Below are 25,074 nucleotides of genomic sequence, written 5' to 3'. Positions count from 1 at the left end.
TTCAAATGTAAAATCAGACACAATATCAAGAAGAAATCTTATTTTTGATAAAAAACAAAAATTTGACCTAACTCACAACTTTTAAATTTAAATAGATAAAGTAATAGATTATTTTCAATTAAAATGCATTTATTGCTTGAAAATTAACTCTTTTAGTATAAAAATAGCTCTGCATTTAATAATATTTATTTTTAAGGAAAGGAAATGTTTAAAAAACTATTAGCAGTATCATTATTAAGTTTTGCGTTAATTGGTTGTGGTGATGATGCAGCTAAAATTGATTTTACCACACAAGATACTTTTACTAGTTCTGTTAAAAAAGCTAGTGAAAAATTAAGTGATGCAGATAAAATTGCTTTCGCGCGTGCTATTGTTAAAGCAACAGCTGCAGCGGCAACTAATCCAGACAATGCTGGTGATGAAGCGAAAGTAAAAGAAGATCTCAAAAACAAACTTAATGGTAAAACAGCTAAAGAAATTATTAGCGAATTTGATAAATAATCTTATCTAATTAGTTCTAAAGCCCGCATTAGCGGGTTTTTTTATAAATAAACTTAACCTCATTGAGTAAATTTTTCTTAAAATAGTTATCGAGATAAAGAAAAATTACCATTATTTTAATTTAATTACTTTTGATAATGGCAATTTAATTTGTATATAATTTAGACTTTAAATATTAATTTTTTTTAATTTCCTGACTAAATTTTATATACTTGCAGAAATATAACAGTACATTTGAGGTGTCTAGTGATTGAGTTAAAGCTTAGAGAAGTAAAAAAGGACTTATCAACTAAAGAACTTAAAGTTGCTTATTTTATTATTGAAAATACCCAAGCGCTCAAGAATATGAGTATTCAAACGTTAGCAAAACTCAATCACGTAAGCACCACAACTATATTACGTCTATGTAATAAATTAGGATATAAAGGATTCAGTGATTTTAAGGTCGACCTTATTGGCTCAATCCCTAAAAAACTTAATAATGAAATATTACAAGATGATATCAATTTGAATGATTCTCTTGCTGATGTTAATAGTAAAGTCCAAGCGATGGAAAAGTCGTCAATCGATGAAACTCACTCCATTGTTAATATTCATGCACTCAATAATGCAATTGATTTAATTATTAATTGTCAAAAAATAGTTATATTTGGTGTAGGCAGTAGTGGTTTAGTTGGTAAAGAACTTGAATATCAACTAATTAAAATAAAGAAAGATGTCAATTGTCACTTCGATGCTCACGTTACACGTAGTCTTATCAGTACATTAGATAAGAATGATCTTGTCATTATTATTTCACATTCAGGAGAAACACCTGATTGTGTTGAATTACTAAAACTAGCCGATCAATCTTTGGTTCCATCTATTGCTATTACCAAAATGGGACAAAGCCAAATTTCATCCTTAGCTACCTTTGTTTTACATACTACTTCTATGGAGCATGCTTCAAGGTTAATACCGATACGCTCTAAAATATCACAAATATCTGTTGTAAATATGCTCTTAACTAACTTATTTATTCGTCAATATGACGAACGATTACTATTACAAACTCAAAACAGAGAAAAGCGTAAATATCCGGCAAAAACAACAAAATAATCTCCAAAAATAAAATACTAGTCATGAGAACAAACTTGTTGGTTACCTCTTCCCTCTTTCTTTGCATAAATTTGATCTTGTTCACAAAATTATAAAAATTTCTTAAAAAATAGATGACTATTTGCCTTTGTAGATGTAATTTTATTACTAAATAAATAACAATATTTAGTAATAAAATTACATAATAAGGAAATTTTTATGCCACATCCTTTACCCATCATTTTAGCTAGTCATGGTCCATTTGCTCAAGGCGCTTTAGAGTGTGCTCAAATGCTTATGGGCGAACAAGACAATGTTCATGTTATATCAGTTTTAATTGATAGTAATATCGATAATTTACGTCAGGAAATGCAAAGTAGTTATAAAAAACTTAATCAAGGCAATGGCGTAATTATATTGGTAGATATTATGGGAGGAACGCCCTGTAATCTAGCCGCTGAACTGCTCATATCGCATGATGATGTATTGCTATTTTGTGGTTTTAATATTCCAGTATTACTTGAAGTTTTAAATAATCGTGAAGGAACATTAAATGATGCCAAATTAGCTATTGAGGAAACTTTTCCTGAAAGCTGTAAAGATGTTCGGCAGATTCTAAATGTTCAACAAGAACAATCTAATGAGTTGTAAGGAGAAGACCAATGCCAATAAATGTAGCAAGAATTGATGACCGTTTGATTCATGGACAAGTTATTACTACTTGGGTAAAAAACTATGACATAGAACAAGTATTAGTTATTAATGACAAAGTCGCTGGTGATAAAGTTCAGCAATCGGTACTCACTATGTCGGCACCCCCTGGACTAAAAGTTTTAGTGTTTGGAGTACAACAATTTATCGAAATTTTAAAAAAGACCCCGATCAAAAAAAGAACCATGTTACTTTTCACAAATAGTATTGATGTTAATGCGTTAGTTGAAGGTGGATTATCGCTGGAAAAAGTGAATGTGGGTGGTATGCGAATGCAAGATGGTCGACATCAATTATCAAGAGCGGTTTCAGTAACACCAGAAGAGGAACAAGCATTCAAAAACCTTATTGCTAAAAATATTCCAGTTGAGGTACAGATGGTTCCTAAAGATCCAATAGTCGATCTGCAATCACTACTTAACTAAATAATGTTTGAAAGTATTTATTTATAATTTGGAGGTTAACATATGTTAACGCAAGCTATTCTTGTCGCCATTTGGGCGGGAATTTGTTCATTGGATGATGTTGGTCCGCAGATGTTACGTCGCCCATTATTAACAGGTACCGTTGCAGGTATTATTATGGGTGATATGGTTCAAGGGTTAGCAATTAGCGCCACGCTAGAGTTAATGTGGATGGGTATTGGTAACGTAGGTGCATATTCCGCACCAGACATTGTTGCCGGTGCCATTATCGGGGTTTCACTAGGTATTACTACTGGCGGAGGTATTGCTACCGGTATTGCATTAGGCGTACCTGTATCATTGTTATGCCAACAATTGCTTATTATATGGCGCTCATTTGCCTGTTTTTTAAATCCTTGGGCAGAACGTTCTGTTTTAAATGGTGATTATAAAGCGCTGGCTAAAGTTCACTTTTTCTCAACACCACTTTGGTTTTTAATTCGAGCTGTTCCATGTTTTATTGCAATTTATTTTGGTAGTGATTTAGTTAAAACTATTTTAGATGCGATTCCAAAAAGTATCATTGATGGTATGGGCGTTGCTTCCAAATTAATTCCAGCAGTAGGTATTTGTATTTTATTACTGATGTTACTCAAAGGCAGAATGTGGTTCTTTTTCCTATTAGGTTTCATGCTAACAACCTATTTAAAATTACCAATTATTCCAGTGACATTTATTGCTCTAGCTTTCGCAGTCTTATATGACATGGCATCAACTAATGGCAGAACCAGTAATAATAATGAATCATCCGATAACCAAACATCAATGAATAGCAACACTGAAGAGGAATATGATCTATGAGTACTCTACATAAAATTACTAAAAAAGATCTAAATCGTATCTTTTGGAACCTACAAACCATGTCATTTTCATATAACTATGAAAAAATGCAAATGATAGGATTTGCCCATTGTATGGCCCCAGTATTAGATCGCCTTTATAAGGATGCTGATAAAGAAACGCGTATCCGTGCAATGAAGCGTCATTTAGAATTTTTTAATACTCAAATTAATGCTGGTGCGTTAATTTTAGGGGTTACCGCTGCAATGGAAGAGAAAACCAGTGAAGAAGAAAAAGATGCGGTAGTCTCTGTTAAAGCTGGTTTAATGGGCCCTTTTGCAGGTTTAGGTGATAGTTTACTTAAATTCACTTGGATGCCAATTTGCGGCAGTATTGGCGCTGCTTTCGCGTTGCAAGGCAATATCATTGGTCCTATATTAATGTTTTTAATTTATAACCTTGTTAATGTATTAAGCAAATATTTCTTTATTCATTATGGCTATAACAAGGGTGTAGATTTAATTGAGCAATCAAAAAATTCAAATATTATTCAAAGAATAAGTAACTTGGCTAATGTTGTTGGTGTCATGGTCTTAGGCTCGCTCATTGCATCAACGGTCAACGTTGCTACCCCCCTAACAATTAGTGTTGGCGAACAATCGATTAAAGTCCAAGAAATGTTCGATAAAGTCATGCCAAATTTTTTAACCTTACTTTTTGCATTAGCCACATTCTTCATCGTTAGGAAGTTTCAAGGAAAATACACAGTTAGCTTAATACTGGCGGTAATGGTGATTGGGGTAATATTTTCAATGTTTGGTATTTTAAAGTAAGGAATAAATATGGTAGTTAAAATTAAAACAGCTTCATTAAACCGCAATAAGCAAGGTCAATTAACTGTCTCATTTGAAAACAATTCAGATCATCGTGTAGATTTATACTGGACTGAAGAAGCAAATGTTAATACAACAAATAAAACATTAATCAGTGAAGATATAAAATCGCCGTTTAGTTTTGAAGATCCTTTACAAGCAAAACGTCGTATTTATCTGATTTTACAAATTGGTAATGATTTCTCATATTTAGTTGCTGAACGAACTTTACCAATTACAGGTCTAAATAATTTCCGTGATTTTGGTGGTTATATTGGTGCAAATGGGAAACGGGTAAAATGGGGATTATTATACCGTTCTAATCATCTTCATGGTTTAAAACCAGATGCGCAACAATATATTAAAACATTAAACATTCAAACGATTATAGATTATCGTTGTGAAAATGAAATTAAAACTAGTCCAAATTCTTCAATTGGTGAAAAGCAAACCTTTAATTTTGATGCTTCAGCACAAACAGCAGAACTTGCAGCCCAATTTGCAGCCGATCCCAGCAATGAAGATCGAGCTTTAATTGAGAGTGTGTTGAGAGATATTCCGAAAGAATTAGTCAATGGCGAAGGCATCCAAGTTCTTGAGCAATATCGTAACTTTGTATTGAGTGAAAAGTCGAAAAATGCTTATCGACAAATGCTAAGAGTAGTATTAGATGGCAACAATAGTCCAAGTATTCAACACTGTCGTGGAGGTAAAGATAGGACTGGCTATGGCGTATTACTTATCCAGATAATGTTAGGTGTATCTGAATCAGATATTATTTATGACTATATGCTTACTCACGATAACCGTTTAGAACGTAATAAAATAAAAATGGAAGCTTATCGACAAATAACCGATAATGAGGATGTTTTAGGATATTTGCTAAGTCTAATTGATACTCGTGAAAGTTTCGTATTAGAAATACTTAATACGATGAAAAAAGTTGCTGGAACACCAAGCAATTATATTAAACAAGAACTTGGTTTCACCGATCAAGATTTTGAAAAAATGCAGGCTATTTATCTAGAATCTTAACTTAATAACCTCTATCAAAAAGCGTAATTATTCCATTACGCTTTTTTTAAATCTATTCTCTTATTTGCTTTGTCAGAGGCAATTTTTCAATAATAAACGAACTGAACCGTGACTAATTAAACGTGATTTTATTATAAACCTTCCAGCATTAATTATTTAGTTGTCCGGATAACTATATATCCAAGTGATATCAGAATAATTGGCAAAAGCGCTCGGAAATAGATAATGACCACGCAATAAAGGGAAATTAGCATATTTCCATTCTGGGTTAAAATCAGATTTATATTTGATAATAACGTCATACAATAACGTAGTACAATATAAATGGTCTTCCTCACGAGAAGCCAGTTTAAACACCTCTCCTTGTTTAGTTAACAGCTCGGCAATAATTTGTGACTTTTGCTCGTCTGTTAAAAAGTTTGGCCGCGCTATGGCATATTTCTCAGCTAATTCTGGAGCAGTAAAGTCAGCCAAACTTGAAATAATAACTTGATTTGGAATATTTTCATCATCAGTAGTCGTGGCATGAATAACTTTTATTTCCGGTTCAATCGCGACAACCATGCCTATATGAGAAAATATACCGCCATCAAGTTTTTTTACAATAAGACTATCTGTCTGAACACCACTACGAAAAATCCAATCCCCAACATTAATTAATGAACTCTTTTCTTTATAGGAATTATCGGAATTTGCTGATTCTTGAGCATAAACTGGATTTTTTATAAAAAGAAAAAGAATAAAAATATAATAGGAAAATTTCATAAAGTTTGAATTTTTTCATTATTAATTTAAAAAGTTCAAAGATGAGACTCGTCTTTTTAAATTATCAAATAATTATAAGAGCTATTCCATATTAATTAACCATTTACCATCAACTTTTATTAATGAAAAATCTGACTTATTATCAGTTCCATTTTTAAAGATAATGGTTGTTTTGATATTAGCTCTAGTGTGATCATTATTATATTCGGTGTTAGATAATTCTACTCGATCAATACCACCATTTTCTTTTGTAGTAGCAACTGCTTTGTCGATAGCAATTTTCAATTTACTTTTTATTAAATCGTTAACATCTACACCTTTGGTTTTTAATTCATTAGGAATATATACAGCACCAGGAATATGGAAATAAGGAACATATAAAGCATCAAAAGTACCTTCAATATCGCCACTATAAGCATCTTTAATAAATTTCTCAGCTACCACTTCAGGCGTATTGTCATCTGAAAAACAGGCGGTAAGCATTAAAGCTAACAAAAATACACTTAAAAATTTAACTAACAATTTCATATTGTATTTCCCTATTTGATATTGTATTCAATATGTTCCTATATTTATTTAACTACAAAAAAGTAAAATAACCTTTATTTTCCTGTATATTTAAACAACCAAAATTGTGATGTTAAAAACTAAAAACCGACTTCAATAAACCAATTACCATCAACTTTGGTTAATTTAAGGTCTTCATTTTTATTAGCATTATCTTTGAAGATTACATTTATTCCAATGATAGCACGGCTTTTATCATCATTTAGATATTTAGTTGGTTGATATTCAACTTTATCAATGCCGCCATGTTCCTCAGCATAAGCTTTAGCTCTTTTTGCTCCGTCTTGCAATTTACCGGTAATCATTGTGCTAGCACCTGAAGATTTGTCTTCCTCTGGAATATAAATCATTTTTATTACAGCATCTGCATCGCCACTATAAATAGCTGATACATATTTTTCTGCGACTTTTTCTGGTGAGCTTTCACCTGATGAACACGCAATAGCGAATAAAGTTAAAAAGAAGATACTTACATACTGAGTTAATCGTTTCATTGTTTTTCCTAAATAATTTACTAAATTTAATTATTATTAATGCCTGAAAATGTTAACAATACTTTGAAAACATGAAGATAAGTGCTTTGCAAATCTTGTTAACGATTTAGATATGCGGTTTAAGGTTATAGTAACTCAGTTGATAATGCAATAAAATTTGTTTTGCAAATAAAAAAATTAAATACCACTAATAAATTGAAATTAATTATCAATAAAGCCATTAACTTTATCTAAATTTTTTTAATATTGTTAACCACTCTTCACTTAAATTTGCATGGATAGTTAATGGTTCATGGGTGACGGGATGCATCATTTTGATAGTGCTAGCATGTAACATAAGACGTTTAACACCGAAATAATAACCAAAAGCACGATTTTGATGGAGATCTCCATGTTTACTATCACCAATAATTGGATGGAAAATATGTTTTAAATGGCGACGTAATTGATGTTTTCGACCGGTCTGCGGTTTTAACTCAACAAAACTGTACCTAGCTGTTGAATATTTGCCTACTGCGATAGGTAATTCTATTTTACTAAGGCCTTTATAAAAGGTTATTGCTTCTTGTGCTGGCTTATCTTTGCTGGCAAATTTATCAGCAATTTTATCTAACTCTTCAGCTAATGGATAGTCAATAGTATCTTCACCATCAACATAACCTCGTACAATAGCATGATAAGTTTTTTCAATCTGTTTTTCAGCAAACTGTTGTGATAATAAACGAGCGATATCGCTAGATAGCGCAAAAATTAATACTCCAGAGGTTGGTCGATCTAAACGATGAATAGGATAAACATGTTGCCCTATTTGATCTCGTAATGTTTGCATTACAAACACTGTTTCATTTTTATCAAGCCAGCTACGATGTACCAACCACCCTTCTGGCTTGTTTATTGCTATTAAATCATTGTCCTGATAAAGAACCTCAAAAACCATGCTTAATTAACCTATTTGACTATAAAAATAATTTTTCAAGTTCATTAGCAATACTAGGGCTATTGTTATCGCCAATCGTATAACTAGCTTTGGCTTTAACTTCATCATCGGCATTACCCATAGCAATACCTAGTCCTGCAATAGCAAACATACTAATATCATTATAACTATCACCAAAAGCAACGATTTCACTTAGTTTAATATTTTCATGTTCAGCCCAATGTTTTAATCCATTGCCTTTTGTATTACCTTTAACTGCAATATCGGCACGATTCGACCATGACCATTCACAAGAAAACTCTTCAAGTGCATCAACTGCATCTGAAAATTGTTTTAAGGCAGATAAATTATGGCTACTGGTAGCAAATTTGAAAATCATATTGGCCTGTTCAATGACTTGTTCAAAATTATCAACTTTTTTAACTTCTGGTTGTAAAAATTCTGGTAATGAGTTCAACCATCCAAAGAATCCTTCTAAATGATCATCAAGAATTTCATAATTCATAACTTGATCTGTGTAAATCATGGTATGAATACCAAACTGATTGACTAAGTTCAATAAAGTTTTTGCTTGCTGTTTAGTCATCGGTTTTGCAGCAAAATTTTGTTGTTGTTTGAAATCATATAAGTAAGATCCATTACAACAAATTGCCGGTGTTGATAATTTGAGTTGATAATAATAAGGATGTATTACCGTATGATGACGACCAGAGACTAAAATAACTTTAATGCCTTTATCCATAATTTTTTGGATCATCTCTACTGTTTCAGGAAGGATTAAACGATTACTCGCCAGTAAAGTACCATCCATATCAAAAGCAACTGCTTTATATTTCATAACATCTCTCTTTCTAATTTTTGCTGAAATCCACGAATATTTACTAAATAATCTATTTATCTATTGCGATTAACCATAAAATAACCCTAAAAGTCTATCTTTTGTCGACCAACAAATGAATGCGATAAGGTAGTTCCGTCCACCATTTCAAGTTCACCACCTACAGGAACGCCATGGGCAATACGAGTCGCAACGATATTAAACTCATTACACATATGAGCAATGTAATTAGCTGTTGCATCACCTTCAACTGTTGGATTGGTTGCTAAAATAACCTCATGAATTGATTCTGACGCTAATCGGTTTTTTAGTAAATCAAGACCAATATCGCTTGGTCCAATGCCATCTAGTGGCGATAAATGGCCAAGTAAAACAAAGTAACGACCACTATACTGCCCAGTTTGCTCAATGGCAAAAATATCTGCTGGAGATTCAACCACACAGAGCTGATCACTACTTTGACGGCGAACATTAGCACAAATAGTGCAGATCTCTTGCTCAGTAAAAGTTCTACATGCTTTACAATGGCCAATGTTATTCATTGCCTCATTTAACTCATGAGCTAAATGAAGTCCTGCTTGACGGTTTCGTTGTAATAGATGATAAGCCATTCGTTGTGCTGATTTTGGACCAACACCAGGTAAACAGCGCAGTGCACTAATAAGTGATTCGAGTAAAGGACTGATTTGCATGAATTATTTTGTTACCATATAGTTATAATAATTAATCAATAATACCTTGTTTCAATTATGTATAAAACAAGAAATATTCTATTATTTCAATTCCAAATTAATTAAACTTTAAGAAATCTAACGTGAAATTACTTGTTTTATACTTTTTAAATTTTCATCATTAATAATGATTAGCTGTTAAAAATAAATATCCCATTAAGCTATTTTTTGTTATGCCTAGTATAGCTTTTTGGCTCTTCACCTTTAAATAGTCGCATAATATTACTACTATGACGAATAATGATTAAGCAAGAGAGCATTGTCACAGGTAACGTCAATTCGGGCTTGAAAAACCAGACAAATAAAGGCGCAAAAAGAAAGCCGGCAATTGCAGCCACTGATGAATAGCCAGTAATAATTAACGCCAAAAACCACGTTAAGAGAAAACAACCAGTAAAATCAAGTCCAATAGGCGCCATCATGCCTAAAGCAGTCGCAACGCCTTTACCACCACGAAAATCAAAGAAGCAAGGGAAAATATGACCAAGACAAGCTGAAATACCAATTATGCCTAAAAAGAAAGGTGATATCCCTAGTCGATAAGCAATATAAACAGGAATCGCTCCTTTTAACATATCAAATATTAATACGATAACGGCAGGTAAACGGCCATTAATTCTTAATACATTGGTTGCGCCCGGATTATGAGAGCCATGCAAGGAAGGATCATGTAACTTCATCACATGGCAAATAATCATAGCGCCAGACAGTGAACCACAGAGATAAGCAATGATGATCATTAATATAATTTGTAATGTCAAAATAACTCTCCTATGGTTACCGTAGTTTTAGTCCAGATTATTTATCTTTTTGTCGTTGCAATAATGGTTTTAAATATTGACCTGTATAGGATTTTTTCGATTTAGCAACATCTTCAGGGGTACCTTCAGCAATGATCTCACCACCACCACTTCCTCCTTCAGGACCTAGATCGACAATCCAATCAGCAGTTTTGACAACATCTAAATTATGTTCAATCACGACTATAGTATTGCCTTTATCTCTTAAAGAATGTAATTGAGCGAGCAATTGTTTTACATCGGCAAAATGTAAACCTGTAGTTGGCTCATCAAGTATGTAAAGTGTGCTACCAGTATCTCGCTTAGATAATTCTTTTGCAAGTTTTACCCGTTGTGCTTCACCACCAGATAAAGTAGTTGCTGATTGACCAATGGTAATGTAAGCAAGACCAACATCAATTAAAGTCTGTAATTTACGTGAAATCATAGGTACTGCATCAAAGAACTCACGCCCTTCTTCAACCGTCATATTTAGGATTTCATTAATCGATTTACCTTTATATTTAATCTCTAATGTTTCTCGATTATATCTTGCACCATGGCACTGATCACAAGGTACATAAATATCCGGTAAAAAATGCATTTCGACTTTTATTAGACCATCACCTTGACAAGCTTCACAGCGTCCACCTTTGACATTAAAACTAAACCTTCCTGGATTATAACCTCGTGCTCTAGCTTCTGGCACACCAGCATAAAGTTCCCGAATTGACGTAAAAAATCCAGTATATGTAGCAGGGTTTGAACGTGGTGTTCGACCTATAGGACTCTGATCAATTGCGATGACTTTATCAAAATAATTTAATCCTTTGATTGCTTCATAAGGTGCAATGTCACTTTTTTCTGCACCATTAAGTTCATTTTGGGCTAAAGGATACAAAGTGTCATTAATCAAAGTTGATTTACCGGAACCAGATACACCAGTAATACACGTAAATAAGCCAACTGGGATATTCAAGGTAACATTTTTAAGATTATTTCCCGTCGCACCAATAAGTGATAACATTTTTTTCTTATCGATTTTGGTTCGCTCAGCAGGAATTTCAATTTTTTCCTCACCAGAAAGGTATTTACCCGTTAATGAATTTTTACATTCCATTATCTGTTTTGGCGTACCTTGTGCAACAACCTCACCACCATGAACACCTGCACCAGGACCAATATCAATAACATAATCAGCAGCCATAATCGCTTCTTCATCATGTTCAACGACAATAACGGTATTACCTAAATCACGTAAGTGAGTCAATGTGTCAATCAAGCGACTATTATCACGTTGATGTAAACCAATCGACGGTTCATCAAGAACATACATCACACCAACTAATCCGGCACCAATTTGGCTAGCCAGTCGAATACGTTGCGCTTCACCACCCGATAAGGTTTCAGCAGAACGAGATAAAGTTAAATAATTTAAACCGACATTAATCAAAAATTGCAGCCGATCATTTATTTCTTTTAAAATCTTTTCAGCTATTTGCGCCCGTTGTCCGGTCAATGTTAACTTATCAAAAAAGTCCTTCGCTTGTTGGGTACTTAAATTACTAATAGTTGGTAAATTAGTATCGTTAATAAATACATGTCGAGCTGTTTTACATAACCTTGAACCTTCACAACATGGGCAAGGTCGATGGCTAATATATTTAGCTAACTCTTCACGAATTGTTTGCGAATCGGTTTCTTTATAGCGACGAGAAAGATTATTGATAATACCTTCAAAAGCATGTTTACGCTTCACAACGTCACCACGATCATTAGTGTAAACAAACTGTATTTCGTCTCCACCAGAACCATTTAATAAAATATCTTTCACTTTTGCAGATAATTTTTGATATGGTTGATCGATATCAAATTTATAGTGTTCAGCTAACGATTTTAACATCTGAAAGTAATAAAAATTACGTCTATCCCAACCTTTAATCGCGCCTGCAGCTAAAGAAACTTCTGGCATTTGTACAATTCGATTGGGATCAAAATATTGTTGTACCCCCAACCCATCACATTCAGGGCAAGCACCAGCTGGATTGTTAAATGAAAACAATCTTGGTTCAAGTTCCGAAATACTATAGCCACATATTGGGCAAGCAAAATTGGCTGAGAATAGATGTTCTTCAGCTTTTGGATCATCCAAATTCGCGACTTTAACAATACCATTGGTAATTGAAAGTACTGTTTCAATTGACTCAGCTAAACGTAGTTTCAAATCATCACGAATACGAAAACGATCGACAACCACTTCAATAGTATGTTTTTTCTGTAGCTCAAGTGTCGGAGGATCGGAGAGATCATAAACATCACCATCAACCCGAACTCGAATATAACCGCTAGCAGCAAGTTGTTCGAATAATTTCACAAACTCACCCTTACGCTCAGTAACCACTGGCGCAAGTAACATATAACGATTTTCTGCAGGTAATGCCATAATACTGTCAACCATTTGCGAAACTGTTTGCGCAGCTAATGGTAAATTATGATTTGGACAACGTGGCTCACCAATTCGAGCAAATAACAGACGTAAATAATCATAAATTTCGGTGATTGTACCGACCGTTGATCGCGGATTATGTGATGTTGATTTTTGCTCAATCGAAATAGCTGGCGACAAACCTTCAATATGATCAACATCAGGTTTTTCCATTAGTGATAAAAATTGACGAGCATAAGCTGATAACGACTCAACATATCGTCTTTGTCCTTCAGCATATAAGGTATCAAACGCTAGTGATGATTTACCAGACCCAGACAGACCAGTAATTACAACCAATTTATCTCTTGGAATAACTACATTGATATTTTTTAAGTTGTGTGTTCTTGCACCACGAATATCGATATCTTTAATTGACATAGATCTCTTCTTATATGTGTGTTTAGATAAATAGACAAAAGATTAACTGTATATTATACCAGTATGGAATGATTAAATATACAACTATATAGCTCAATAGGGTCGGTTAGTAAAATTTCAATAATATAAACCAAATTTGTTCATTAAATAATAAAAATAAAGCACTTTTTAATCATTCAAAAACCCCGTTCCTCAAAATTTTTCTTAATAGATTAGAACTAAAAATTATATTTCTATAACTTAAAATTATTTGTTTAACAAATATAACCATTTTACAATAAACAAGTAATTGTGTTTTATAGTGTGAGGAATAGTTTTGAATAACGATGTATTACAAGCTTTAAATTTATTAAAATCAAAAAAATGGATTGATTTGACCCATGCATTTGATCACAATTCACCACATTTTTTTATGTTTAATCCAGCCGAAATCAAAACGCTATTTGATCATAATGATGGTTTTTTAGCACAAAACTTTAGTTTTGCTGGACAATATGGCACTCACTTAGATGCGCCTATTCATTTTGTGCCTAACACTCGCTATTTGCATGAATTACAATTACAAGAACTGGTATTACCGTTAATTGTTATCGATCAATCGCAACGAGCACAACAAGATCCTAATTTCTCTTTTTCAGTAGCAGACGTATTAAGCTTTGAACAGCAGCATGGACAAATTGAATCGGGTAGCTTTGTTGCATTACGAACTGATTGGAGTAAAAAATGGCCATCACAAACGGCAATGGAAAATAAAGATGCCGATGGCAATAACCAAATTCCGGGATGGGGACTTGATGCACTGAAATTTTTATTTGAAGAACGAAAAATTAAAGCTATTGGTCATGAAACTTTTGATACTGATTCAGCCAAAGCATTTAGGGAAAATAATGCTTTAAAAGGCGAATACTATGTTTTAGAGCAAGATACTTATCAAGTTGAATTAATGACCAATTTAGATCAATTGCCAGCTAAAGGAGCAGTTATCTTTAATATTGTAGCCAAACCTAATAATGCATCAGGTTTTCCGGTTCGTTCTTTTGCTATATTACCTTAATTTATTCATCATGCCCTACTATCTATTTTGGTTAGATATTAAGGGCTAATATTTCGGTAAATATTGATTTGCAATAAAAAACGGTCATTAAGACCGTTTTATTTATTAATTCTCAATTAATTTTGGTGTAGCGTCCAAAGGTATTATAGCACCACGATACTGAATCACAGTTCCTGCCACTAGATGACCTTGGCTGGCTGATTGTGAAGGAGTTTTACCACTTAAACGAGCAGCTAAATAACCAGCACTAAATGAATCACCAGCAGCTGTAGTATCGATAACATCTTCTTTAGCAATTTTATTAGCTGGAACTTCAAAACGACCTTCTAAAGAATCAATGATGCAACTATCACTACCACGTTTTATCACTATTTCCGAAACACCAAAGTTTTTAGTACGCTCAATAACTTTTTCATAAGGTAATTTACCCCATAATAAATCTTCATCATCTAAAGTTAAAAAGGCAATATCAGTGTATGACAAAATATCTGAATAAACGCTACGAGCTAAATCAAAGCTACTCCACAAACGAGGACGGAAGTTATTATCAAAAATAACCTTACCACCATTCGCCTTAACTTGTTTTAATAACGCTAATAATTTAACGATACTTTCTGCATCTAAAATTGCGATACTAATACCACTTAAATATACATAATCACATTTAGCAATTTGTTCGGTAATTTTGGTTGTTTCGGCTGTTTTTAACCAAAATTTAGCTGCTGCATCATTACGCCAATAATAAAAAGAACGTTCACCATGCTCGTCAGTAACAATGGAGTAAAGCCCTGGCATTTTATCAGCCATTCTTTGAACTAGATCAGTTGAGATATGCTCTTTTTGCCAACTATCAAGCATTTCTTGACTAAAAGGATCGGTTCCTAAGCCTGTCACATAGTGAATCGAAAAATCTTTATTGGTCAACAAACGCGATAAATAAACCGATGTATTAAGAGTGTCACCACCAAAATTACGGGTTGTTGAATCTTGTTTTATTGAAAGCTCAATCATACATTCGCCAATAACAGCGATATTTGTAGTCATAGTGTTACCTAAAATCCTTATTCTATCTATAAATAATTCAATGCAATTTTTACCACAACTTTACGAACCGTAGCAATCTTATTATCAACAGCACAAAGTGGTTTATGAACTTCATTGGGTAAAAAAACAATAAAATCGTCAGGCTGTAATACTAACATAGTTTCTTCGTTAGGCGTTTTGATAAAAGCAATATCATTTTCTGCTATTTTATCATCTAAAACTTGAGTGTGTGGAGGCAAAGTACAAATAGCCATACCTTCCTGCCCTTCTAAAACAATTTGTACATCAATATACTTTTTATGATATTCAGGATTAGCGTCATGAATATATCTTAATGAATTATCTGACACCATAAAAAACATATTGTCACCATCGATATCATAACGACCAGCTGGTGTATTGCTATTAACATTGTCCTTTACGTATTCAATCGATTGTTTAATTTTGGCCGGCAAGTATGGAACTAAATCCAAATGATTAACATTACCTAAAATCATACTCAATGCTCCTTCACTTATAAATTGATGCAATAACTATTCACTATACTCTTCTACATACAACTATATGGAAGAATAAAATCTTTAGGCAAGAGTATATACTCAAGCAATAATTTTTTATAGTTCATTTATTAAAAATTAGGAAAAACAATCTATTATCGAAATCACGTAAATATTAAAAAACCGCAATTATGCGGTTTTAAAAAAGAAAATTTATAAGAATATATTTAGATCAAATTATTTCTCTTTGGCAATTTTATCCAATGCCAATGGTAAAAATTTATCTAATTGTTTTTCTACTTTGATATAAGTAGATAATGGTAATTTGTATGGGTCAGAAAGATCTTCATTTTTACCTGTGGCAAATTCAGATAATGTAAATACTTTATCTTTCGATTCTGGGAATTTATCCAAAATTTTATCTTTATGTTTTTGCGTCATTGTCAGTAAATATTCTGATTTATCGATATCCTCTTTCACTAATTGCGTTGCTTTATGTGAAGATATATCAATATTTCTATCTTTTAATACCTTAACTGTACCTTCTTCTGGTGTTAATTCACTTGGATCAACATTAACACCCCGTGATCGAACCTCAATATTGAGATTATGTTTGTCAACATAATCCTTAGCCAATGCTTCGGCCATAGGGCTACGGCCTGTGTTACCTGTACAAACAAAAGTAACAACATGATCGAATGCATAGCAAGAAACACTAAACAATGCCAATAAACCAACTAAATATTTTTTTAAATTAAACATGTTTTACCTTAATAATTAACTAAAAATTCGATTTTATAATAACAAAAATAACATAAAATTCTAATTTAGCTTTATTTCAATGTTTAGGTCTATAACATCCTATTTATTTCATTATTTAGATCATATTTAATCTGCAAAAATAAACAAGAATAACCACTGTCTAGCGATATAATAGGATTATTAAAAGAAAACTATTCATAATTTTTATCAATAACGTTGTAATTAAAATGATAAACAATAACCCTACTCTGCGGAGGATTAGCTTCTCCAATATCTTTTAATTTTAGGTAATATCCCATTTTAATTTTAGCATTTGACGATTGAAAGCCTATTTAAACAATCTTAATTTTACTTATTTTCATTATTTTCCTTTAACAAAGTTATTAAATGACTACGACTTTGCTGTAAAAGTTGGATTTGTTCATCTAGTTTTAACAAAGTTTCATTCAACCTCATTTTGAACTCTTTACAAGGCGAAAACTTTTTATTTTGATGTTGCCAACAAGGAAGGATCTTACGTATAACTTTTAATGTTAATCCGGCACTACTTAATTTATGAATGAGTTTAACTCGGTCAATGTCCTCTATTTCAAACTGACGATAACCTGAAACTGTGCGTTTTGGTGAAAGAAGTCCTTCTTCTTCATAATATCTAAGCATTCTAACACTGATCTGACTTAATTTTGATAATTCACCAATTTTCATATCACTTCCTATTGACTCTAACAGCTCTGTCATACTTTACCATATGGTTTTATTTATTAAAGGAGATATTAAATGATCAAATTAATTACGTTAGTTAAACGCAAAAAGACATTAAGTTATCAAGAATTTGATAACTATTGGCATAACCATCATGCAAATTTGGTTAATTCACAAAAAGAAGCGCTAGGAATTCTTCATTACGTCCAAAGTGTTCCATTACAGGATAAAAAACCGGGAAATGCTATGCGCAATAGCAGAGGTGCACCTATTTTTGATTTTGATGGAATGGCTGAAATTTACTGGCAAAGTAAAGAAAAAATGTTAAGTATCAGAACTTCACCTGAAGCCAAAAGAGCCATCCAATTATTATTAGATGATGAAAATCAATTTGTCGATCACTCACAATCGCTAATCTGGTATGCAACAGAGCGAATAATCATCTAAATATAAAATCAATTATTATTGTTAGCTGTACGTTTAGTTTAATAATTTTTTAAAATCTTACAATAAAAAAGCCATTCGATATGGAATGGCTTTTAGATATTAATTGAAGATAACAACTGAGAAAGTGCTACTCCCACTCAATAGTCGCTGGCGGTTTGCCGCTGATATCATAGACTACTCGTGATATGCCATTAACTTCGTTAATGATACGGTTTGATACTCTTCCTAAAAAGTCGTAAGGAAGATGCGCCCAATGGGCGGTCATAAAGTCGATGGTTTCTACGGCTCGTAGCGAGACAACCCAATCATAGCGACGACCATCGCCCATAACACCAACTGAACGTACCGGTAGGAATACGGTAAATGCTTGACTAACTTTGTGGTATAGTTCAGCTTTGTAAAGTTCTTCGATAAAGATAGCATCCGCTTGTCTTAATAAATCACAGTACTCTTTTTTCACTTCACCTAATACGCGTACACCTAAACCTGGTCCAGGGAATGGATGACGATACAGCATATCGTATGGTAAACCGAGTTCTAAACCAACTTTACGCACTTCATCTTTGAATAATTCACGTAATGGTTCAACTAAGCCCATTTTCATATCTTCTGGTAAACCACCAACATTATGGTGAGATTTGATAACATGCGCTTTACCTGTGTCAGCGGCGGCTGATTCAATAACATCGGGATAAATAGTCCCTTGAGCAAGCCATTTTACATCTTTAAGTTTTGCTGCTTCTTCATCAAAAACTGCAACAAATTCACGACCAATGATTTTACGTTTTGCTTCAGGATCTGCTTCACCTTTTAATGCCGCCATAAAGCGATCTTCAGCATTAACCGCGATAATATTTAAACCAAATTTATCACCAAACATGTCCATTACTTGTTGTGCTTCATTTAAACGTAATAAACCATGATCAACAAAAACACAGGTTAATTGATCGCCAATTGCTTGATGTAATAATAGTGCAGTAACCGAAGAATCAACACCACCAGATAGACCTAATAATACTTTATCTTGGCCAACTTTCTCTTTAATACGTGCCACTGCATCAGTAATAATTGAAGAAGGTGTCCACAATTTTTCACAATGACAAATATCGATAACAAAGCGTTGTAATAATTCAAATCCTTTAACGGTATGAGTAACTTCAGGATGAAACTGTACACCATAAAATTGTTTTTCATCATTTGCCATGATTGCAAATGGACAGGTTTCTGTTTGACCGATTAAATTAAATGTGTCTGGTAATGAGGTTACTTTATCACCATGGCTCATCCAAACATCAAGCTGATTAATACCTTGATCATTAATGCTATCTAAAATTCCGTCTGTTAATTTTGATTTTGCAACAATATCTACTTTAGCATAACCAAATTCACGTTGATTAGATGCAGTAACGCCTCCGCCCTTACCTAACTGGATCGCCATTGTTTGCATACCATAGCAAATACCTAATACCGGCACTCCTGCATTAAATACATATTCAGGTGCACGAGGGCTATTTTGCTCGGTAGTACTTTCGGGACCACCCGATAAAATGATACCTTTAGGATTAAATTGTTTAATTTTTTCTTCCGAAACATCCCATGGCCAAAGTTCACAATAAACACCGATTTCACGAACTCGTCGAGCAATTAATTGAGTTACTTGTGAGCCAAAATCCAAAATTAATATACGCTGCTGGTGGATGTCTTTATTCATCAATCTTAATTCCTAAAATATGGGCTAATATAAAAATTGGTGGCTATTGTATCATCTAATTATTAAGCTTAAATAGCGTATAAACATTTTTTTTGTATATTCATACTATGACATAAAGATTTATAATCTTATTTTGTACATAAATATATTGATCAAGATGAGAAAATAGCCGTTTGCAAAGTGAGGTATAAATTATTTAGCGTATTAAGAAAATTCATAGCGTCTTAACTTCAATAAAGGTCATTAAAAATCGAACTATATCGCAAAACTCAATGTTGTTACTTTAAAATTCGTTATTATTAATGCAAAAATAACTCGAATTTATCTATAGATAATAGTTTAAACAGATAGTAAATTCACATTTATATAATTTATATCACATAAATATAAACCCTAAAGAGCTAAAAACCAGTCCGAAAAGTACTATGTCATGTGTAAAATTGCAATCAAAAAACTGTATTTAAAAATGAGATAAGTGATGGGAGAGATATAAATGAGAGGCTATAAATAACCTCTCATAAATTGCAATATAAATACTAACTATTTAGCAGCATTTTGTTCTTGTGCTGATTGAATAGCTGTTAATGCGATTGTATAAACAATATCATCGACTAATGCACCACGTGATAAGTCGTTCACAGGTTTACGCATACCTTGTAACATAGGACCAATTGAGACAAGATCCGCTGAACGTTGTACCGCTTTGTAAGTGGTGTTACCAGTATTTAAATCAGGGAAGATAAATACGGTTGCTTTACCCGCTACTTGTGAATTTGGTGCTTTAGATTTTGCCACGTCAGGCATAACGGCAGCATCATATTGTAATGGACCATCGATCATTAGATCAGGGCGTTTTTCTTGTGCTATACGTGTTGCTTCTTTTACTTTCTCAACATCGGCACCTTGACCAGAACTACCGGTTGAGTAAGAGATCATTGCAACGCGTGGTTCAATACCAAAGGCAATTGCAGTATCAGCAGATTGGATAGCAATTTCCGCAAGCTCTTGCGCATTTGGATCTGGATTGATTGCACAGTCACCATAAATATAAACTTGATCAGGCATTAACATAAAGAACACTGATGATACAAGTGAGCTTCCTGGTGCAGTTTTGATTAATTGTAATGGTGGGCGAATTGTATTAGCCGTAGTGTGTACCGCACCTGAAACTAAACCATCAACTTCATTTGCTTCAAGCATCATTGTACCAAGTACTACATTATCCGCTAATTGCTCACGAGCAATGACTTCAGTCATACCTTTGTTTTTACGCAATTCGACTAAACGTGGTACATATTTTTCACGAATACTATCTGGATCAACAATTTCAACACCAGCGCCTAATGTAACACCTTGCGATGCAGCCACTTTACGAACTTCATCTGGATTACCAATCAGCACACATTTTGCAATGTTACGTTCGGCACAAATTGCAGCAGCTTTGATGGTTCTTGGTTCGTCACCTTCTGGTAATACCACCACTTTTTTCGCATTACGAGCAAGTTCAGTTAATTGATAGCGGAATGCTGGTGGAGATAAACGTCGAGTAGAACTTACAACTTCATTTAATGATTTAATCCAATTTGCATCAATATGGTCAGCAACAAAGTTTTGAGTATTATCCATACGCTCTTTGTCATCAACTGGAATTTCTAAATTAAATTGTTGTAAATTAATTGAAGTTTGGAATGTATTGGTTTTAACCGTAAATACTGGTAAACCAGTATCAAATGCTGGTTGACATAACTTATACACTTTTTCATCAATATCGTAACCACCAGTTAGTAATACCCCACCAATGGCAACACCATTCATCGCGGCTAAACTAATAGTAACCAATACATCAGCGCGGTCGGCTGAAGTCACTAAAAGCGCATTAGGTTGGAGGTGATTGATGATATTTTGAACACTTCGAGAACAGAAAGAGATATGTTTAATTCGACGATTTTTAATTGCACCTTCATTAATAATTTTTGCGTCAAAATGTTTAGCAATATCGATTGCTCGACAAGCACTCAAATCAATATTCCAAGGAATACAGCCAAGAACTGGTAACGGACTATGTTCGCTTAAATCCTTAATAGTAATTTTTTTATTATCAAATTTTGGCGTATGATAAATTTCGGCTACATCTGGACGAGCAAGGTTTTGCTCTTCAACTGGAGCATTGACTTTATTAACAATGACACCAATAATCTTATCATTTTTAATGCCACCAAAATTAGAACGGGCAATCTCAATACGATCTTTTAACTGTTCAGGATTATCTTTACCCATATTTACAACAAAAATAATTTCAGCGCCAAGTGTTTTAGCAATGTTATTATTTAATTCATTAGCAAATGGATAATCAGTTGTTGGTACAATACCTTCAACTAAAACAACATCAGCACCTTTGGTATTTTCAGCATACAGAGCGACAATTTCTTCCATTAATACATCTTGTTGATTTAAACCTAATAGGTTCTCAACATGACTCATTTTTAACGGTTTTAAAGTAGGAATGGATGTGTTTGTGCTAACTAAAGTAGTTGTATTATCAGGGGCATCGCCACCTGCTCTTGGTTGCGCAACAGGTTTAAATACATTTAAATTAATACCTTGACGCTCCATCGCTCGAATAACACCTAGACTTACACCTGTTAAACCAACATTGGTACCTGTTGGAATCAGCATAATGGTACGAGACATAATTTGTTTCCTCTTAATTCTTTATTAAATCCAAAAAACAAACCGCCTTATAGGCGGTTTTAAAAACTTTTAAGCTGTTAAACGTGCAGCATCTTGGGCAATGACGAGTTCTTCATTGGTTGGAATTACCATCGCGATTACTGAACCATCTTTAGTAATTGTACCGCCTTTACCAAAACGAGCCGCTAAGTTGCGTTCTTGATCAAGTTCAATACCAAGTAAGCTTAATTTTTGTAAAGCCATACGACGAACTTCTTCAGAATTTTCACCGATACCACCAGTAAATACGATTGCATCTAAACGACCGTCTAATAACATTGCATAACCACCAATGTATTTTACTAAACGATGAACAAAAACATCTAAGGCATTTTTTGCATTTTCATCTTTATCGTAATTATCGGTTACATAACGACAATCACTGCTAACACCCGTTAAACCTAGTAAACCAGATTTTTTATTTAATAAGTTGTTAATATCAGCAACAGACATTTTTAAGTTGTCATGTAAGAAGAACATAATAGCAGGATCAATATCACCACTACGTGTACCCATAACTAGACCTTCAAGTGGCGTTAACCCCATTGAAGTTTCAACACATTTACCATTTTTAACCGCAGTAATAGAGGCACCATTACCTAAGTGACAAGTGATCACATTAGTTTCTTCAACTGGTTTATTTAATAATTTAGCTGCTTCACGGCTAACATAATAATGGCTTGTACCATGAGCACCATAACGACGAATACCATGTTTAGTATATAATTCATTTGGGATTGCATACAAATATGCTTCTTTAGGCATTGTAGTATGGAATGCGGTATCAAATACAGCGACGTTTTTATCTTTTAAATGAGGAAAAGCGGCATAAGCTTCACGGATACCAATTAAATGTGCAGGATTATGTAAAGGTGCGAAAGCCGCTGCTTCTTCAATTCCTTTTAATACTGAATCATCAATTACAACTGATTGGGTATATTTCTCACCGCCATGAACAATACGGTGTCCAATTGATTTAATACTATCCAATAATTCTGGTTTTTGTGGAAAAATACTGTTAACAATAAAACGGATTGCTTCGCTATGCGCTGCACCAGCACCTAAAGAAGCTTCTTTCTTTTCACCATCTAATTTCCATTTAATACGAGCATCAGGAAGGTGAAAACATTCAGCTAAGCCAGATAAAAATTCATCACCATTTTCAGGGTTTATGATTGCAAATTTTAAAGATGAACTTCCACAATTCAGAACAAGAGCGTTATTACTTGATGACATAGTAATTCCTATAAATTGAATAAAAAGATATATACCAATCAAAATTGGTAACTCTACACATGATTAAATAATCAATGTGATATACAAGGCGACTTCTGATATCTTGGTTTTTAAGATAAAATAAAGAGAGCCCCCAATTTGAATGACACTATTTTAAGACATTAAAATGTGAATGTCGAGGAATCCAAATCAGATGAATTTAGTTAAAAAATTTAAGGCAGGTCAAACATATATGGAGCTTTGCCCCAAAGATAAGGCGCTTTCATATTCATTTCCGGAATTAAAAATTATTAACCACATAAAAACCGCAAAAAAAATATTACCACCAATCATTATTGGCTTAATTGTTTGGCAATATTATCTGCCAGCACAATTAGCAGTAACTATTGTTACTATTCTATTTGCTTTAAGCTTACCTATTCAAGGAATATTATGGTTAGGCTATCGATCTCAATCGCCACTACCATTATATTTGGTTGATGGTTATAACCGAATTAAATCACAACTAATTGAAAAAAAAATAATCAGTCCAAACCGAAATCCTAATGAAAAATTAACGTTTGAAGCACTAATGAAATTGATGAATCTATCTAAGATTCATCTAGGTAACTATTTTGGACAAGATGATGATACATCTAACCAACCATGAAAATATATCTATGCAGAATTTTTTGGAAAAATTAAAAGATCAGATAAATCAACTTGAGCAACAGATCAACCTATCTGATCAACCCACTTATCAAGAACACTATTTTGATGAACATCTGTTTAATAGCAGTAAGATTGAGGTCGATTTTCAATTTTATATCGATAAGATAAAGCTTACTTATCATTCTCTCTGTGATGCAGCTTTAACCGAAAAACTAAGTCAAATTGAATTTTTATCAGAAAAACTTATTGACCAAATTACTGCACTAAGTCGTGAGCTTGCTACTGTACATTTACGCAAGCAACCAACAAGTTATGTAATTCAAGAAACCGTTGCAGAAAAACATTCCAGACATTTAGATTATCTGCGACGATTGCAAGAGATGAAATATGAATTAGAACTATCGCCTGAGGCTATTGATTATACAAAAATAGCAGCATTAGATAATCGGATATATCGTTGTGAACAAGCGATAAAAAAGATTGAGTTAGATATGGAAAATGAGGTCTTCGATTAAAGTCGAATTATTTTATCAATGCAAATTTGAGATATTAACAGTGACCTTTACTGCATGTTGGTGGCATATTGATTATTTATCTAAACCATGATTGTTAAATGATACACTTTAGCCTATCTAAAGCTAAATAATGCTCGTTTATAACAAATATAACAATATATACAAACTAAAACTTTTTAAATTAAAATTATGAATACATCATTTTGGTAAAAATTTAAACATGATAGCTATTATTTTTCTATTTTAATAAAAATAAAAATCTATTTATTAAACAAATAATTCCCTAACAGATAAAATAACCGCTATTA

Annotated in this window: 26 protein-coding genes; 11 read left to right on the top strand and 15 right to left on the bottom strand. The window is 33.2% G+C overall.

The window, feature by feature from the left end:
• The first annotated feature begins 204 nt into the window (after positions 1–204).
• From AC5LWZ_RS06295 to AC5LWZ_RS06265, 7 genes are all read left to right on the top strand, one after another.
• On the top strand, positions 205–501 hold the full coding sequence (locus AC5LWZ_RS06295; RefSeq protein WP_110447961.1) for a DUF6694 family lipoprotein: 297 nt from the start codon (positions 205–207) through the stop codon (positions 499–501).
• A 246-nt stretch (positions 502–747) separates the two neighbouring features.
• Positions 748–1,599, top strand: a complete 852-nt coding sequence (locus AC5LWZ_RS06290) for a MurR/RpiR family transcriptional regulator (protein ID WP_198247149.1) — start codon at positions 748–750, stop codon at positions 1,597–1,599.
• Positions 1,600–1,797: 198 nt separating this feature from the next.
• Entirely contained in the window at positions 1,798–2,229 is a 432-nt protein-coding gene (locus tag AC5LWZ_RS06285) for a PTS sugar transporter subunit IIA (protein ID WP_493463273.1), read from the top strand.
• An 11-nt stretch (positions 2,230–2,240) separates the two neighbouring features.
• Positions 2,241–2,714: a PTS sugar transporter subunit IIB gene (locus tag AC5LWZ_RS06280; protein ID WP_110447964.1), complete on the top strand. Its 474-nt coding sequence runs from the start codon at positions 2,241–2,243 to the stop codon at positions 2,712–2,714.
• A 42-nt stretch (positions 2,715–2,756) separates the two neighbouring features.
• Positions 2,757–3,554 (top strand): PTS mannose/fructose/sorbose/N-acetylgalactosamine transporter subunit IIC, encoded by a 798-nt coding sequence (locus AC5LWZ_RS06275; protein ID WP_110447965.1) that lies wholly within the window; start codon positions 2,757–2,759, stop codon positions 3,552–3,554.
• Positions 3,551–4,366, top strand: coding sequence for a PTS system mannose/fructose/sorbose family transporter subunit IID (locus AC5LWZ_RS06270; RefSeq protein WP_198199724.1), 816 nt, complete (start codon positions 3,551–3,553; stop codon positions 4,364–4,366). The genes AC5LWZ_RS06275 and AC5LWZ_RS06270 overlap by 4 nt, the downstream gene beginning before the upstream one ends.
• 9 nt (positions 4,367–4,375) lie before the next feature.
• Positions 4,376–5,440, top strand: coding sequence for a tyrosine-protein phosphatase (locus AC5LWZ_RS06265; RefSeq protein WP_493463272.1), 1,065 nt, complete (start codon positions 4,376–4,378; stop codon positions 5,438–5,440).
• Between the two features lie 156 nt (positions 5,441–5,596).
• On the opposite strand, the gene AC5LWZ_RS06260 is transcribed toward AC5LWZ_RS06265, so the two are convergent.
• From AC5LWZ_RS06260 to uvrA, 8 genes are all read right to left on the bottom strand, one after another.
• Positions 5,597–6,205 (bottom strand): C40 family peptidase, encoded by a 609-nt coding sequence (locus AC5LWZ_RS06260; RefSeq protein ID WP_086360070.1) that lies wholly within the window; start codon positions 6,203–6,205, stop codon positions 5,597–5,599.
• Positions 6,206–6,286: 81 nt separating this feature from the next.
• Positions 6,287–6,733 carry a DUF4878 domain-containing protein gene (locus AC5LWZ_RS06255; protein WP_198221495.1) on the bottom strand — a complete coding sequence of 149 codons (447 nt, stop codon included), beginning with the start codon at positions 6,731–6,733 and terminating at the stop codon, positions 6,287–6,289.
• 119 nt (positions 6,734–6,852) lie between these two features.
• The gene (locus AC5LWZ_RS06250) at positions 6,853–7,266 is read right to left on the bottom strand and encodes a DUF4878 domain-containing protein (protein ID WP_110447970.1); all 414 of its coding nucleotides are present in this window, start codon (positions 7,264–7,266) and stop codon (positions 6,853–6,855) included.
• 226 nt (positions 7,267–7,492) lie between these two features.
• Positions 7,493–8,203, bottom strand: a complete 711-nt coding sequence (truC, locus tag AC5LWZ_RS06245) for a tRNA pseudouridine(65) synthase TruC (RefSeq protein WP_198199718.1) — start codon at positions 8,201–8,203, stop codon at positions 7,493–7,495.
• Positions 8,204–8,222: 19 nt separating this feature from the next.
• Positions 8,223–9,041, bottom strand: a complete 819-nt coding sequence (locus AC5LWZ_RS06240; RefSeq protein WP_110447972.1) for a pyridoxal phosphatase — start codon at positions 9,039–9,041, stop codon at positions 8,223–8,225.
• Between the two features lie 86 nt (positions 9,042–9,127).
• On the bottom strand, positions 9,128–9,733 hold the full coding sequence (gene recR / locus AC5LWZ_RS06235) for a recombination mediator RecR (RefSeq protein WP_198192101.1): 606 nt from the start codon (positions 9,731–9,733) through the stop codon (positions 9,128–9,130).
• Positions 9,734–9,933: 200 nt separating this feature from the next.
• On the bottom strand, positions 9,934–10,533 hold the full coding sequence (plsY, locus tag AC5LWZ_RS06230; protein WP_493463271.1) for a glycerol-3-phosphate 1-O-acyltransferase PlsY: 600 nt from the start codon (positions 10,531–10,533) through the stop codon (positions 9,934–9,936).
• A gap of 37 nt (positions 10,534–10,570) precedes the next feature.
• Positions 10,571–13,411 (bottom strand): excinuclease ABC subunit UvrA, encoded by a 2,841-nt coding sequence (gene uvrA / locus AC5LWZ_RS06225; protein WP_198222010.1) that lies wholly within the window; start codon positions 13,409–13,411, stop codon positions 10,571–10,573.
• Between the two features lie 322 nt (positions 13,412–13,733).
• Here uvrA and AC5LWZ_RS06220 point away from each other — a divergent pair, with 322 nt between their 5' ends.
• Positions 13,734–14,471, top strand: a complete 738-nt coding sequence (locus AC5LWZ_RS06220) for a cyclase family protein (RefSeq protein ID WP_493463270.1) — start codon at positions 13,734–13,736, stop codon at positions 14,469–14,471.
• A 105-nt stretch (positions 14,472–14,576) separates the two neighbouring features.
• On the opposite strand, the gene kdgK is transcribed toward AC5LWZ_RS06220, so the two are convergent.
• From kdgK to AC5LWZ_RS06200, 4 genes are all read right to left on the bottom strand, one after another.
• Complete coding sequence (kdgK, locus tag AC5LWZ_RS06215; protein ID WP_493463269.1) at positions 14,577–15,515, bottom strand: 2-dehydro-3-deoxygluconokinase; 939 nt, start codon at positions 15,513–15,515, stop codon at positions 14,577–14,579.
• A 26-nt stretch (positions 15,516–15,541) separates the two neighbouring features.
• A complete protein-coding gene (locus tag AC5LWZ_RS06210) occupies positions 15,542–16,012 on the bottom strand; it encodes a NanQ anomerase/TabA/YiaL family protein (RefSeq protein WP_306242360.1) in 471 nt (156 codons plus the stop codon).
• Positions 16,013–16,249: 237 nt separating this feature from the next.
• Positions 16,250–16,774, bottom strand: a complete 525-nt coding sequence (locus AC5LWZ_RS06205) for a low molecular weight protein arginine phosphatase (protein ID WP_493463268.1) — start codon at positions 16,772–16,774, stop codon at positions 16,250–16,252.
• 348 nt (positions 16,775–17,122) lie between these two features.
• Positions 17,123–17,512 carry a MerR family transcriptional regulator gene (locus tag AC5LWZ_RS06200; protein ID WP_493463267.1) on the bottom strand — a complete coding sequence of 130 codons (390 nt, stop codon included), beginning with the start codon at positions 17,510–17,512 and terminating at the stop codon, positions 17,123–17,125.
• Between the two features lie 39 nt (positions 17,513–17,551).
• On the opposite strand from AC5LWZ_RS06200, the gene AC5LWZ_RS06195 reads away from it, so the two are divergent.
• Positions 17,552–17,923, top strand: coding sequence for an EthD domain-containing protein (locus AC5LWZ_RS06195; protein ID WP_198247143.1), 372 nt, complete (start codon positions 17,552–17,554; stop codon positions 17,921–17,923).
• Positions 17,924–18,050: 127 nt separating this feature from the next.
• On the opposite strand, the gene guaA is transcribed toward AC5LWZ_RS06195, so the two are convergent.
• The 3 genes from guaA to AC5LWZ_RS06180 all read right to left on the bottom strand — a co-directional run bounded on the left by guaA (position 18,051) and on the right by AC5LWZ_RS06180 (position 23,600).
• Positions 18,051–19,634: a glutamine-hydrolyzing GMP synthase gene (guaA, locus tag AC5LWZ_RS06190; RefSeq protein WP_493463266.1), complete on the bottom strand. Its 1,584-nt coding sequence runs from the start codon at positions 19,632–19,634 to the stop codon at positions 18,051–18,053.
• Positions 19,635–20,174: 540 nt separating this feature from the next.
• Positions 20,175–22,325, bottom strand: a complete 2,151-nt coding sequence (gene pta, locus AC5LWZ_RS06185; RefSeq protein WP_493463265.1) for a phosphate acetyltransferase — start codon at positions 22,323–22,325, stop codon at positions 20,175–20,177.
• Between the two features lie 69 nt (positions 22,326–22,394).
• Entirely contained in the window at positions 22,395–23,600 is a 1,206-nt protein-coding gene (locus AC5LWZ_RS06180) for an acetate kinase (RefSeq protein ID WP_110447983.1), read from the bottom strand.
• A 193-nt stretch (positions 23,601–23,793) separates the two neighbouring features.
• Here AC5LWZ_RS06180 and yfbV point away from each other — a divergent pair, with 193 nt between their 5' ends.
• Positions 23,794–24,249 carry a terminus macrodomain insulation protein YfbV gene (gene yfbV / locus AC5LWZ_RS06175; protein ID WP_294884452.1) on the top strand — a complete coding sequence of 152 codons (456 nt, stop codon included), beginning with the start codon at positions 23,794–23,796 and terminating at the stop codon, positions 24,247–24,249.
• Positions 24,250–24,259: 10 nt separating this feature from the next.
• Positions 24,260–24,766 (top strand): primosomal replication protein PriC, encoded by a 507-nt coding sequence (priC, locus tag AC5LWZ_RS06170; RefSeq protein WP_198221504.1) that lies wholly within the window; start codon positions 24,260–24,262, stop codon positions 24,764–24,766.
• The last annotated feature ends 308 nt before the right edge of the window (positions 24,767–25,074 follow it).

It is taken from the genome of Gilliamella sp. LMG 34362, assembly GCF_984569125.1.
Note: the sequence above shows the minus strand (reverse complement) of the source record. Positions and strands in the feature narration are given on the sequence as shown.

Excerpts from the sequence above, each read along its gene's own strand:
- AC5LWZ_RS06210 (WP_306242360.1), bottom strand. The coding sequence starts at position 16,012 with ATGATTTTAGGTAATGTTAATCATTTGGATTTAGTTCCATACTTGCCG.
- kdgK (WP_493463269.1), bottom strand. The coding sequence starts at position 15,515 with ATGACTACAAATATCGCTGTTATTGGCGAATGTATGATTGAGCTTTCA.
- AC5LWZ_RS06285 (WP_493463273.1), top strand. The coding sequence starts at position 1,798 with ATGCCACATCCTTTACCCATCATTTTAGCTAGTCATGGTCCATTTGCT.
- AC5LWZ_RS06265 (WP_493463272.1), top strand. The coding sequence starts at position 4,376 with ATGGTAGTTAAAATTAAAACAGCTTCATTAAACCGCAATAAGCAAGGT.
- recR (WP_198192101.1), bottom strand. The coding sequence starts at position 9,733 with ATGCAAATCAGTCCTTTACTCGAATCACTTATTAGTGCACTGCGCTGT.
- AC5LWZ_RS06255 (WP_198221495.1), bottom strand. The coding sequence starts at position 6,733 with ATGAAATTGTTAGTTAAATTTTTAAGTGTATTTTTGTTAGCTTTAATG.
- AC5LWZ_RS06195 (WP_198247143.1), top strand. The coding sequence starts at position 17,552 with ATGATCAAATTAATTACGTTAGTTAAACGCAAAAAGACATTAAGTTAT.
- AC5LWZ_RS06180 (WP_110447983.1), bottom strand. The coding sequence starts at position 23,600 with ATGTCATCAAGTAATAACGCTCTTGTTCTGAATTGTGGAAGTTCATCT.
- pta (WP_493463265.1), bottom strand. The coding sequence starts at position 22,325 with ATGTCTCGTACCATTATGCTGATTCCAACAGGTACCAATGTTGGTTTA.
- AC5LWZ_RS06205 (WP_493463268.1), bottom strand. The coding sequence starts at position 16,774 with ATGTTTAATTTAAAAAAATATTTAGTTGGTTTATTGGCATTGTTTAGT.
- AC5LWZ_RS06270 (WP_198199724.1), top strand. The coding sequence starts at position 3,551 with ATGAGTACTCTACATAAAATTACTAAAAAAGATCTAAATCGTATCTTT.
- AC5LWZ_RS06295 (WP_110447961.1), top strand. The coding sequence starts at position 205 with ATGTTTAAAAAACTATTAGCAGTATCATTATTAAGTTTTGCGTTAATT.
- yfbV (WP_294884452.1), top strand. The coding sequence starts at position 23,794 with ATGAATTTAGTTAAAAAATTTAAGGCAGGTCAAACATATATGGAGCTT.
- truC (WP_198199718.1), bottom strand. The coding sequence starts at position 8,203 with ATGGTTTTTGAGGTTCTTTATCAGGACAATGATTTAATAGCAATAAAC.
- AC5LWZ_RS06275 (WP_110447965.1), top strand. The coding sequence starts at position 2,757 with ATGTTAACGCAAGCTATTCTTGTCGCCATTTGGGCGGGAATTTGTTCA.
- AC5LWZ_RS06240 (WP_110447972.1), bottom strand. The coding sequence starts at position 9,041 with ATGAAATATAAAGCAGTTGCTTTTGATATGGATGGTACTTTACTGGCG.
- guaA (WP_493463266.1), bottom strand. The coding sequence starts at position 19,634 with ATGAATAAAGACATCCACCAGCAGCGTATATTAATTTTGGATTTTGGC.
- AC5LWZ_RS06280 (WP_110447964.1), top strand. The coding sequence starts at position 2,241 with ATGCCAATAAATGTAGCAAGAATTGATGACCGTTTGATTCATGGACAA.
- AC5LWZ_RS06260 (WP_086360070.1), bottom strand. The coding sequence starts at position 6,205 with ATGAAATTTTCCTATTATATTTTTATTCTTTTTCTTTTTATAAAAAAT.
- AC5LWZ_RS06200 (WP_493463267.1), bottom strand. The coding sequence starts at position 17,512 with ATGACAGAGCTGTTAGAGTCAATAGGAAGTGATATGAAAATTGGTGAA.
- AC5LWZ_RS06250 (WP_110447970.1), bottom strand. The coding sequence starts at position 7,266 with ATGAAACGATTAACTCAGTATGTAAGTATCTTCTTTTTAACTTTATTC.
- priC (WP_198221504.1), top strand. The coding sequence starts at position 24,260 with ATGCAGAATTTTTTGGAAAAATTAAAAGATCAGATAAATCAACTTGAG.